Origin of the sequence: Sphingopyxis sp. LC363 (assembly GCF_000756385.1) — a bacterium.
In the GTDB taxonomy this organism is placed as follows: Bacteria; Pseudomonadota; Alphaproteobacteria; order Sphingomonadales; family Sphingomonadaceae; genus Sphingopyxis.
In genome coordinates this window covers 18,602-29,225 of record NZ_JNFC01000036.1, presented here as the reverse complement: position 1 = coordinate 29,225, position 10,624 = coordinate 18,602, and the positions used below count along the sequence as shown (strand labels likewise).

Annotated in this window: 10 protein-coding genes, 2 tRNA genes and 1 pseudogene; 8 read left to right on the top strand and 5 right to left on the bottom strand. The window is 62.8% G+C overall.

Features of this window, described 5'->3' with window-relative positions:
• The coding region (locus FG95_RS14170) for an autotransporter family protein (RefSeq protein ID WP_037556726.1) at positions 1–1,036 on the top strand (1,036 nt) is incomplete at its 5' end.
• 3 nt (positions 1,037–1,039) lie between these two features.
• On the opposite strand, the gene FG95_RS14165 is transcribed toward FG95_RS14170, so the two are convergent.
• The 3 genes from FG95_RS14165 to FG95_RS14155 form a co-directional block, all read right to left on the bottom strand.
• On the bottom strand, positions 1,040–2,263 hold the full coding sequence (locus FG95_RS14165) for an NAD(P)/FAD-dependent oxidoreductase (RefSeq protein ID WP_081933163.1): 1,224 nt from the start codon (positions 2,261–2,263) through the stop codon (positions 1,040–1,042).
• A 99-nt stretch (positions 2,264–2,362) separates the two neighbouring features.
• Positions 2,363–2,647, bottom strand: coding sequence for a hypothetical protein (locus FG95_RS14160; RefSeq protein WP_037556723.1), 285 nt, complete (start codon positions 2,645–2,647; stop codon positions 2,363–2,365).
• The gene (locus FG95_RS14155) at positions 2,647–3,699 is read right to left on the bottom strand and encodes a Leu/Phe/Val dehydrogenase (protein ID WP_037556722.1); all 1,053 of its coding nucleotides are present in this window, start codon (positions 3,697–3,699) and stop codon (positions 2,647–2,649) included. Before FG95_RS14155 ends, FG95_RS14160 begins: the two co-directional genes overlap by 1 nt.
• A 125-nt stretch (positions 3,700–3,824) precedes the next feature.
• Here FG95_RS14155 and FG95_RS14150 point away from each other — a divergent pair, with 125 nt between their 5' ends.
• The 4 genes and pseudogenes from FG95_RS14150 to FG95_RS21310 all read left to right on the top strand — a co-directional run bounded on the left by FG95_RS14150 (position 3,825) and on the right by FG95_RS21310 (position 5,916).
• The gene (locus tag FG95_RS14150) at positions 3,825–4,295 is read left to right on the top strand and encodes an Lrp/AsnC family transcriptional regulator (protein ID WP_037556720.1); all 471 of its coding nucleotides are present in this window, start codon (positions 3,825–3,827) and stop codon (positions 4,293–4,295) included.
• Positions 4,296–4,399: 104 nt separating this feature from the next.
• Positions 4,400–4,475: transfer RNA gene (locus FG95_RS14145), tRNA-Thr, on the top strand.
• 166 nt (positions 4,476–4,641) lie between these two features.
• Positions 4,642–5,223 (top strand): annotated as a pseudogene (locus tag FG95_RS21370) (tyrosine-type recombinase/integrase); the annotation flags it as partial.
• 123 nt (positions 5,224–5,346) lie between these two features.
• Entirely contained in the window at positions 5,347–5,916 is a 570-nt protein-coding gene (locus FG95_RS21310) for a tyrosine-type recombinase/integrase (protein WP_327195732.1), read from the top strand.
• Between the two features lie 34 nt (positions 5,917–5,950).
• Here the strand turns inward: FG95_RS21310 and FG95_RS14135 are convergent, their stop codons facing one another.
• Entirely contained in the window at positions 5,951–6,454 is a 504-nt protein-coding gene (locus FG95_RS14135; protein ID WP_037556718.1) for a hypothetical protein, read from the bottom strand.
• 283 nt (positions 6,455–6,737) lie between these two features.
• Here FG95_RS14135 and FG95_RS14130 point away from each other — a divergent pair, with 283 nt between their 5' ends.
• Positions 6,738–8,171 carry a hypothetical protein gene (locus FG95_RS14130; protein ID WP_235211567.1) on the top strand — a complete coding sequence of 478 codons (1,434 nt, stop codon included), beginning with the start codon at positions 6,738–6,740 and terminating at the stop codon, positions 8,169–8,171.
• Positions 8,172–8,532: 361 nt separating this feature from the next.
• Here FG95_RS14130 and FG95_RS14125 read toward each other — a convergent pair.
• Positions 8,533–8,619: transfer RNA gene (locus FG95_RS14125), tRNA-Leu, on the bottom strand.
• A gap of 199 nt (positions 8,620–8,818) precedes the next feature.
• Between FG95_RS14125 and FG95_RS14120 the strand changes: the two genes are divergently transcribed.
• Together FG95_RS14120 and FG95_RS14115 are read left to right on the top strand one after the other, a co-directional pair.
• Positions 8,819–9,757: a complex I NDUFA9 subunit family protein gene (locus tag FG95_RS14120; protein ID WP_037556717.1), complete on the top strand. Its 939-nt coding sequence runs from the start codon at positions 8,819–8,821 to the stop codon at positions 9,755–9,757.
• Positions 9,757–10,557: an undecaprenyl-diphosphate phosphatase gene (locus FG95_RS14115; RefSeq protein ID WP_037556716.1), complete on the top strand. Its 801-nt coding sequence runs from the start codon at positions 9,757–9,759 to the stop codon at positions 10,555–10,557. The genes FG95_RS14120 and FG95_RS14115 overlap by 1 nt, the downstream gene beginning before the upstream one ends.
• The last annotated feature ends 67 nt before the right edge of the window (positions 10,558–10,624 follow it).

Here is a 10,624-nt window from a genome sequence, read left to right as displayed (position 1 = left end):
ACCCGCGCCGCTCCCCTCACCCGACCCTGAGGTCGCGCCCGAGCCGCCGACCCCTGACGCCACGCCCGTGGTCGCAGATGCCGGCGAAGTCGTGCCGCTCTATCGCCCCGAGGTCGCGGCTTTCGTCGCAACGGTTCCCGTTGCGCATCATCTCGCCAGCGCGACGCTCGGGACCTTCCACGAACGGCGCGGCGAACAGGCGCTGCTGCGCGGCGGCGGCGCGCTGCCCGCGACCTGGGGTCGCGTCTTCGCCGAGAATAGCGAGATCAAATGGGACGGCGACGTCGCCCCGTCGCTCGACGGCGACCTTTCGGGCTTTCAGATCGGCCAGGATTTTGCCGGTTTCGGTGACGAGGGCGGCACGAATATCCGCCTCGGCGCCTTTGTCGGACGCTCGTCGACCGACGGGACCGTGCGCGGCCAGGCGATCGGCTGGAACGATCTGACCGTCGGCCAGATCGACGTCAAGGCGACGAGTCTTGCCGGTTATGCCACGATCGTCGGCGAAAACGGCTGGTATGTCGATGCCGTCGTCATGCACAGCTGGTTCGACGGCCAGACCTCGGCCGGTTCGGGCGAGGCGATCGACGTCGACGGCAAGGGGTGGACCGCTTCGCTCGAAGCGGGCTATCCGCTCGCCCTCTCCGACAATTGGACGCTCGAGCCGCAAGCGCAGATATTGTGGCAGCAAGTGAAGCTTGACGACCGCGCCGACAGCTTTTCGACGATCGACTTCGCAACGGGCGATTCGCTCACCGGCCGCGCCGGGCTTCGGCTGCAGGGTGAATATGGCGGCTTCCAGCCTTATCTCCACGCCAGCCTGTGGCACGGCTTTTCGGGCGACCAGACGACGCGGTTCGGCGGCGATCCGATCCGCACCGATCTCGACCGCACCGAGGCCGAGGTCGGCGCCGGCCTGATCGCGCGCTTGGGGACAAGCGTCGCGGTGCATGTGAAGGGAGATTATGGCTTCGACGCCAACGGGCCGCGCAGTCGGCGCTACGGCGGCGCGGTGGGCGTAACGATAAGCTGGTAGTCGTCAGGCGGGCAGGAGCGCCTTGAGCGGGGTTTCGGTGTCGGCGAGCTGTTCGGCAGTCGCGCGGAGCCCCGCGGTGACGATCATGCGGCCCTGGACATAATCCTTGGTCGCGTTGACGCAGTCGATCGCGATCACCTTGCCCGCCTTGAGGTAAACCACCGAGAAGCTGCGCGTGGCGGGATCGCCGCGCAGCACCGCCTGATCGTGCCCGGCCGACAGCCCCGCGGTCTGGAGCTTGAGGTCATATTGATTCGACCAGAACCAGGGGATCGCGTGATAGGGCGCTTCGTCGCCGACGATGCCCTTGGCGACGACATTCGCCTGGTCATTGGCGTTCTGGACCGATTCGAGCCGGATCTCGGCGCCCTCGGCAAAGTCGTTCGCATGCGATGCGCAGTCGCCGATCGCATAGATGTCGGGCAGGCTCGTCTTGCAGAACGGGTCGACGCGCACCCCGTTGGCGCAATCGGCACCGGCGGTGACCAGCGGTTCGACTGCGGGCACGATCCCGATGCCGACGATGACGAGATCGGCGGGGATCACCTCGCCGTCCGACAGCCGCACGCCGGTGACATGCGTCTCGCCCTCGATCGCATCGACGCACACGCCGAGGCGCAGGTCGACGCCGTGATCGCGATGTTCCTTTTCATAGAAGCGCGACAGGTCGGGCCCCGCGACACGCGCGAGCACGCGGTCGAGCGCTTCCAGCAGCACGACCTTCTTGCCCGCCTTGGTGAGCACCGCCGCCGCTTCGAGCCCGATATAGCCGCCGCCGATCACGACGATCTGCTTTGCTGTTTCGGATGCCGCCTTCATCGCGTCGGCATCGGCGCGCGTGCGCACGCCCTGCACGCCGGGTAGATCGCCGCCGGGGATCGGCAGCATGCGCGGCGTCCCGCCGGTCGCCCAGACGAGCTTGCCGTAACCGATCGTCTCGCCGTCCGCGGTGGTGACCGTGTGACCGGCCGGATCGACCGACACGACACGCTGGCCGAGCCGCATCGTCACTTCGCGCTCGTCCCAATATTTGGCGGGGCGCAGCTGAATGCGTTCGAATTCCTTCTCGCCCGCGAAATATTCCTTCGACAAGGGCGGGCGCTCGTAAGGCAGCTCGGGCTCGTCGCCGATGATCGCGATGCTGCCTTCGAACTTCTGCGTGCGCAGCATCACCGCAACCTGCGCACCCCCATGGCCCGCACCCACAATCACCACGTCGAATTGCATCGCTCGCATCTCCCGCTGCTCGTCAGCGCGGCCCTTGCACGCGCGGCGGAGCGAGGCAAGCCGCGCCCGCCTCACCCGCAGGAAAGAAAAAGTTGAAGCTCAGCCCACCACGGCCAACGCCGGCTTCGCCCGGTCAGCCGCAAAACCCGCCGTTTCGATTTCCTCGACTTCGGATCGCAGAACCGCAACGACCTCGCCGAGCTTGGCCGCGATGATCGCAGCCTGCGCCGCCTCAAGCCCGGCCACGACGACCTCGATGCGCATGTGTGAAGGCAGAACGTGCATCGTCAGCGCGCTCGGCACGAAGGCGCGCTGCGCAAAGCAATTGGCGACGCGCGGCAGCGATTGCGGATCGAGGATCGCGTCGACCCGGAAACGGTGCATCACGCCGCCTCGCGCTGCGCGCCGGCGATGACCTCTTCGGCCATTTCGTCGGCGACGATCGCCGGCGAACGCCCTTCGCGCGCCGCCCGCGCAAGCAGGTCGCCTACCCGGGGGGCGATCTGGGCAACGCGCAGCTCGACATCGCGCTCGTCCTCGCCCAGATATTCGGCCGACACGTTGATAATGCCGCCGGCGTTGACGACATAGTCGGGCGCATAGGCGATCCCGCGATCGAGCAGCAGCCCCGCCACGTCGGGCGTCGCGAGCTGGTTGTTGGCGGCGCCACAGACTAGCTTCGCCTTCAGCTTCGCGACTGTGTCGCGGTCGAGCGCGCCGCCGAGCGCGCAGGGGGCGAATATGTCGGCATCGACCGAAGCGATCTCCGTCACGTCGACGACTTCGGCGCCATGTACCGCAGCGAGCCGGTCGCGGCGCACCGGGCTGACGTCGGCGATCACGAGCCGCGCGCCCGCGTCGGCGAGGCGGCGACAGAGGTCGGCACCGACATTGCCGGTGCCCTGCACTGCGACCGTCAGCCCATCGAGTTCCCGGCCCAGCGCGAACCCGGCGGCGACCTGCATCGATTCGAACACGCCCTTCGCGGTCCAGGGCGACGGATCGCCGCCCGCGCGCCCTTCGACCGAGGGCAGGCCCGCGACATGGCGCGAGACCGCGGCGACCTCCTGCATGTCCTCGACCGACGTGCCAACATCCTCTGCGGTGACGTAGAGGCCGCCCAGCGCCTCGACCGCGCGGCCGAAAGCGCGGAACAACGCGACGCGGTCCCATTCGCCCTCGGGCCTCCGCAGCACCGCTTTGGCTCCGCCGAGCGGCAGGCCGGCGAGCGCATTCTTGTAGCTCATGCCTTCGGCAAGGCGCACGGCATCGGCGAGCGCGTGGCTCGCGTCGGGATAGGACCACAGCCGGCACCCGCCGGCGCCCGGCCCCAGCGCGGTCGAGTGAATCGCGATAAACCCGTCGAGCCCCGCTTCGAGATCGTAAAGCCGCACGCATTCGAGCGGCGGGGCGAGACGGGCAAGACGAACGACCATGAAACAAACTCCTTGGATGGACGGGAGCTTGTCGCATTTTCACGCGGGGCAAACTTGATCGATTAGCGGCTGCAGAGAGTGATTTATGGATTTTATGATCGATATAGTTCATGTATCGAGTTGAAATGACCGACTTGGACCCGTTCGAGATAAAAATCCTCCGTGAACTCCAACGCGACGCGAATCAAACGACGGCACAGGTCGCCGAACGCGTCGGGCTGTCGGCGTCGCCCTGCTGGCGCCGCATCGACCGGCTCGAACGCGACGGCTTCATCAGAAAGCGCGTCGCGATCATCGACCGGCGCAAGGTCGGGCTCAACGCCCATGTCTTTGCGCAGGTAAAACTCAACGCCCACGGCCGCGCCAATCTCGACGAGTTCAGCGCGGCGATCCGGGGCTTCCCCGAAGTGCTCGACGCCTATGTGCTGATGGGCACGACCGATTTCATGCTGCGCATCGTCGCGCGCGACATCGACGCTTATGAAAGCTTCTTTTTCGACCAACTCAGCAAATTGCCGGGGGTGCAGGAAATCAACTCGACGGTCGCGCTGTCCGAAATCAAGGCGACGACCGAACTGCCGCTCGGCCAGGATTGAAGCCCGCTCGCGGCTCCATCCCTCAGGTGCGAAAAGCGATCGCCCGAAACTTGCGCAAGGACGCTTGTTTTCATCCGACGGCGCTGCTAGTGGCGCCCCTCGTTGCCGCTTTAGCTCAGTTGGTAGAGCACATCATTCGTAATGATGGGGCCACAGGTTCGAGTCCTGTAAGCGGCACCATTTCCGTGTTCGCCAATGGCCGGGAATGGTTGCAAAATCCCAGGAAATCTGCCAAAAACTAGGTCGGAACGGTCGCCAATGTGCGCGACTGGTCGCCGACAATCGCATGCCGCAGGGGGTATGTGTGGGGGTATTTGGCAAAAAGGCCATTTAAAATACCCCCAAAATGTCGGTGGCGAATTGGGAGATACCCCCAATGGCGTTGACGGTAACGGCGATCAAAGCCGCCAAACCCAAGGCAAAACCTTATAAATTGGCTGACGGAAAGGGGCTGTCCCTTATCGTGTCTCCGTCTGGGGGTATGTTGTGGCGCTGGAAATATCGCGTCGATGGCATTGGCGCCGATGGCCAGCCCAAGCGGATCGAAAAGATGCTGTCGCTGGGCGCTTATCCCGACGTCGGTCTGCAGGCGGCGCGCGATCGGCGCGATGCGGCGCGGCAGCAACTCGCCAGCGGCATCGATCCGGCCGAAAAGAAACGGCGCGACAAGCGGGCTGCCAAGATTGGCGCCGCCAACACCTTTCACGCCGTGGCGACGAACTTCATCGAGAAATGCCGCCGTGACGGGCTGGCGGAAACGACGTTGCGGAAGCGGCAATGGACCTTGGGACTGGTCGCGCGTGCCATCGGCAATCGCCCGATCGCCGAAATCAACCCGATAGATATTCTCGACGCGGTGCGCCCTTATGAGGCCGCGAAGAATCACGAAAAGGCGCGGCGGACGCTGGAATTCGTCGGCGCCGTCTTTCGCTATGGCGTTGCGAACCAGTTGGTCGGCGCCGACCCCACGCGCGATCTGCGAGGCGCGCTGGCGTCGCGTAAGCCCAAGCATCTGGCGGCAATACTCGACCCCAAGCGCGTCGGCGAGCTGTTGCGCGCGATCGACGGGTATGAGGGGCAAGGCATCACGCACGTCGCATTGCAGCTATCGCCGCACGTATTTGTCCGGCCGGGCGAGTTGCGTAAGGCCGAATGGCGCGAAATCGACTTCGACGCGGCGGTCTGGAAAATCGACGCCGCCAAGATGAAGGGACGGCAGGAACATGCCGTGCCGCTATCGAAACAGGCGCTGGCGTTGCTTCGCGAAGCTCATGCCCTGACCGGCGACGGGCAGTTTGTCTTTCCTTCGGTTCGCACGCCGCGCCGCCCGATGTCGGAAAACACGATCAACGGCGCACTTCGCCGCTTGGGCTTCACCGGCGATGAAATGACTGCGCACGGCTTTCGCGCGATGGCCAGCACCTTGTTGAACGAAAGCGGCAAGTGGCAGCCAGACGCCATCGAACGCGCGCTGGCACATAAAGACCGCGACCAAGTGCGCGCTGCCTATCATCGCGGCGCTCATTGGGCGGAGCGCGTAGAAATGGCGCAATGGTGGAGCGACCATTTGGATATGCTGCGCAACGGCGCGGAGATAATCCCGTTTCGTGCAGAAGCCTAAATGCATGGGGCCTATATTCGATTGATCGTGCCGGTTAGATGATCAGCACGCCTTCGGTCTGACTCCAGCTAACCTTGATCTTTCCGTTCGACTTACGGAGCGATTTACGGTCGATCAGCTTTCCGCGGATATCGAAGTTCTCGTTGATCCGGACGATCAGAAGTTTGCTGAAATTCCGCGCCATGTTTACTTCAACCGTGTCCGATTGCCGGATCGGCGAAATGGTTTTGATTTCGACCAAATCGTTGCCGAGCCTTCCGTCTGACCCTTGGGCATAGGTTCGATTCAACTGCATTCCACAGGTGATCGCGCCATATAGCTCGCCGATGTCTCCGTAGACGTGCAGGTGCTTGCCGGTGTCAGCGTGATAGATGGCGGCTGTCGATAGCAGGTTGTTGAAGATCGGCACCAAGGTCAGGTCAGCTTTGGGGTATTTCGCCCGCCACTCCTTGTATTCTATTTGCTGATTGATCTCGTCCCAACTGACCCATTCGCCATCGTCGTAAAAGGCACGGTCGTGATCTGGCAATTCCATCATTGGCGAGCGGATATCGCGAAAAGGTGAATAAGCGTTAAGCGCGAGCTATCGGCGGCGCGTCGTAGTCTGGCCATCTGGACATTGCTGCGAATGGTGCGATCATCTTCCAAATGGACAGCTCTGCTATCTTTACCTATCCGGCACGCCATTCAAGGCGCTCGCCACCGGCGAGTTTATCGAGGAACAGATTTTCAACTGGACCTATACCGACGAGCAGCGCGCGCGGGCGGAGTGGGACAGCAAAAATCCCGGCAAGCGCAACCCCTATGCCGCGTTGCCGCAAATGCGTTTGTTGACCTATCAAATGCCGGACGAATTGCTCGCGATTGCGAGCGGCGGCGAGTTTGACGAGTTCGACCTGAACGAGTTTTTCAGGGCCAATGGCAATGGCGTGCTGGCGCATTTCGAACACAAGGACGAAGTGCAAAAGTGGCTAAACATCATCCGAGGTTCAGGCCCGGCGCAAACGATTGAAAGCCTCAAAACCGGCACAAGGCCACCTTGGCCCTATTCTGACGTGCGATTGCTGCCTTACCTGAACCACGCGTTCTGGTTCCTGCCGAATGTTGCGGCCTGTGAGGCAATGAAGAACCTGCTGGAAGAGCCGCAAAATACGTTCTGGCACGAATATGGCGTGATTGTCGCTGCTGGTGCTGGCGCAGGCATAGGGCTGGACGCGTTACCGCCTGTTCGCAAGGCAATCGGCAATGGCGAAGACACCAAGACCATTACGCTGTCATGCGGGAAGCTGACGACCGGCGTGACGGTGAAGCAATGGGCGTCAATCCTGATGCTTCGCAATCTGAAGTCACCCGAAACCTATTTTCAGGCGGCCTTCCGCGTGCAATCGCCTTGGTCGATTCCCAATCCGGAAGGCGACGATCCGAACGCGGAACTGATCAAAAAGCCAATCTGTTTCATCTTCGATTTCGCACCGACGCGGGCGCTGCGTCAGCTTTCCGAATATGGCATTGGCCTGTCCCCAAGCGAGCCTAACCCTGAGAAGGCTGTGGCGGACCTTGTCTCTTTCCTGCCGGTGCTCGCTTATGACGGCGCGAACATGACGCAGATTGACGCGGGCGGCATTCTCGACATTGCGATGGCGGGAACGTCCGCAACACTGCTGGCGCGGAAATGGGAATCGGCGATGCTGGTCAATGTCGACAATGACACTTTGCGCCGCGTGCTCGATAATCCGGAAGCCTTGGCAGCGGTCGAGCGGATCGAAGGCTGGCGGGCGCTCGGCGACAATGTGATCGAAACAATCATCAACAAGAGCGAGACGGTCAAAGACCTGAAGAAAAAAGCCAAGGATGGCGAGCTTTCGAAGGCCGAGAAGAAAGAGCTGACCGAGGAGGAGCGGGAATATAAAAACAAGCGCAAGCAGATACAGGAGAAGCTGATCAAGTTTGCAACACGCATTCCTGCTTTCATGTATCTGACCGATTTTCGTGAAAACACTCTGGTCGATGTTATCACGAAAATTGAGCCGGAATTGTTCCTCACCGTCACGGGCCTGACGGTCGAGGATTTCAACCTGCTAGTTCGGCTGCGCGTGTTCAACACCGAACGGATGAACGAAGCCGTGTTTGCCTTCCGCCGCTACGAGGATGCGTCGCTCCGCTATACCGGAATCGAGAGTCATGAAGGGCTAACGCATATTGGCGGATATGACACCGTGGTAGAAATCGCGCAGCCGCAACGCGATACGAGCTAGCAGTGAGCCGGAAAGATGGCGTCGCGATTTCCCGAAGGGTGACACGCGCGCGCTAACTTTGCGGTAAAGAGGGGGCGTACTCTGCACCTAATCTGCACCTAAAAGGTCGGTGCTTTTGCACAAAGCGATCGCAAAAATTTCAGCATTGGGGGTATTTTTGGGGGCATTTCAGAAATGCTCTGATATAAAAATCTTTATTATCAATTTATTAGTATGTAACTTCGAGTCCTGTAAGCCACCAGTTTCCTGAAAATATGAAGATGAACGCTGCGCGAAGCCCGCGGCGAACCGCGGCTCACGCCATCGCTCAGCCGACGCAAATATTCGCCATATTTTCGTGAATTTCACCCGAAGGGGTAAATGGTGCCCAGAAGAGGACTCGAACCTCCACGACCTTGCGATCGCCAGCACCTGAAGCTGGTGCGTCTACCAATTCCGCCATCTGGGCACGGGGTAGGAGCGGGCGCTTAGCGGCGCGGCTATCGGCTTGTCAACCGCGTCGCGGTGGCCGGGACGCATTTTATCGCAAAGCCACCGGTTTTGCGTCATATGGCCGCCTCGCCCCCTTGCTCCCCTTCCCGCTTCGCGGCATGGGAAGGCCGTCGGCGCGCCCCGCGCCATCCAGAGAATCGATATAGGCGGACCCAATGCAGAAACTCGACGGGCAATTGATCACAGTGCTGGGCGGCGGGGGCTTCCTCGGCCGCTATGTCGCGCAGCGGCTGCTCTCACGCGGCGCCCGCGTCCGCATCGCGCAGCGCGAACCCCGCGCCGCGACCTTCCTGAAGCCGCTCGGCGGCCTCGGCCAGACGCAGTTCGTGGCGTGCGACGTCCGCGACCCCGCGAGCGTGGCGCGCGCGGTGCAAGGCAGCGATGCGGTGATCAACCTCGCCGGCGCCTTCGCCGACATGCAGGCGGTGCAGGCCGATGGCGCGGGCCATGTCGCGGCGGCGGCGAAGGCGGCGGGTGCCAGCGCGCTGGTCCATGTTTCGGCGATCGGCGCCGATTCTGAAAGCGCCTCGGCCTATGGCCGCAGCAAGGGCGACGGCGAAGCCGCGGTGCGCACAGCGTTCGCCGACGCCGCGATCCTGCGCCCCTCGATCATCTTCGGCCGCGAGGATCATTTCATCAACCGCTTCGCCACGATGATGCGTATCGCGCCTATCGTCCCGGTGATCGCGCCTAATGCGAAGTTCCAGCCCATCTACGTCGGAGACGTCGCCGACGCGGTCGTCGCCGCGCTCGGCAACGGCGCTGCCGGCAAGACATTCGAAATCGGCGGACCGCAGGTGCTGGCGATGGGCGAATTGCTGCGCTGGATCGCGAGCGCGACTGGCCGCTCGCCGCTGTTCGTCGATGTACCCGACTTTGTTGCCTCGGCGCTCGCCAGCGGCCTCGGCTGGGCGCCCGGCGCGCCGATCACCAAGGATCAGTGGCTGATGCTCCAGCGCGACAACGTCGTCTCCGACGGCGCCGCGGGGCTCGCACAGCTCGGCATCACGCCGGCGTCGCTCGCCTCTGTCGCCGAAGGCTGGCTCGTGCAATATCGTCGCCATGGCCGTTTCGCCGAGCTCGCCTCGCGATAATGGGTATCTGGCTGACCGCAATCATCCTCGGCATCGTCGAGGGTCTGACCGAATTTTTGCCCGTCTCCTCGACCGGGCACCTTATCCTCGCGACCGAGCTGCTCGGCTATGACGCGGCGCGCTGGGCGATCTTCAACATCGCGATCCAGCCCGGCGCGATCCTCGCGATCGTGGTGCTGTACCGGAAGCTGTTCTGGGAGATGTTCGCCGGCTTCTTCCGGCGCGATCCGCAAGCGATCGCCTTTGTGCGCAACCTGCTGCTCGCCTTTTTCCCCGCGGTCGTCCTCGGCCTCGCGTTCGGGGATTATATCGAGCTGCTGCTCGAAAATGCCGTCGTCGTCGCCTGGGCGCTCGTCATCGGGGGCTTTGCGATCCTGCTCGTCGAGCGGTTCGCGAAGACGCGCGACGTCGGCGGGGTCGCCAATGTGTCGGCGCGCCAGTCGATCCTCGTCGGGCTGGTCCAGTGCATCGCGATGATCCCGGGGGTCAGCCGCTCGGGCGCGACGATCCTCGGCGCGATGTCGTTCGGGGTCGACCGCAAGACCGCGGCCGAGTTCAGTTTCTTCCTCGCGCTGCCGACGCTGACCGGCGCGACCGTGCTCCAGCTGTTCAAGCACCGCGACGCGATCACCACCAACGACCTCGGCCTGATCGCGGTCGGCGCGTTCGTCTCCTTCGTCGTCGCCTGGGCGGTGATCAAGGCCTTTCTCGCGGTTGTTACGCGCTATGGCTTCGCGCCCTTTGCCTGGTACCGAATCATCGTCGGGGTCGCGGCGCTGATCTGGCTCGGGATGAGATAGGTCCGAAACGATACTAATTCACGAAAGATAATTGCGCGAGCCTATTTTAGGACGAATTTGATCTCCG

Coding starts and splice junctions, on each gene's coding strand:
- FG95_RS14165 (WP_081933163.1), bottom strand. CDS start 2,263: ATGCAATTCGACGTGGTGATTGTGGGTGCGGGCCATGGGGGTGCGCAG.
- FG95_RS14160 (WP_037556723.1), bottom strand. CDS start 2,647: ATGCACCGTTTCCGGGTCGACGCGATCCTCGATCCGCAATCGCTGCCG.
- FG95_RS14155 (WP_037556722.1), bottom strand. CDS start 3,699: ATGGTCGTTCGTCTTGCCCGTCTCGCCCCGCCGCTCGAATGCGTGCGG.
- FG95_RS14150 (WP_037556720.1), top strand. CDS start 3,825: ATGACCGACTTGGACCCGTTCGAGATAAAAATCCTCCGTGAACTCCAA.
- FG95_RS14135 (WP_037556718.1), bottom strand. CDS start 6,454: ATGATGGAATTGCCAGATCACGACCGTGCCTTTTACGACGATGGCGAA.
- FG95_RS14130 (WP_235211567.1), top strand. CDS start 6,738: ATGCGTTTGTTGACCTATCAAATGCCGGACGAATTGCTCGCGATTGCG.
- FG95_RS14120 (WP_037556717.1), top strand. CDS start 8,819: ATGCAGAAACTCGACGGGCAATTGATCACAGTGCTGGGCGGCGGGGGC.
- FG95_RS14115 (WP_037556716.1), top strand. CDS start 9,757: ATGGGTATCTGGCTGACCGCAATCATCCTCGGCATCGTCGAGGGTCTG.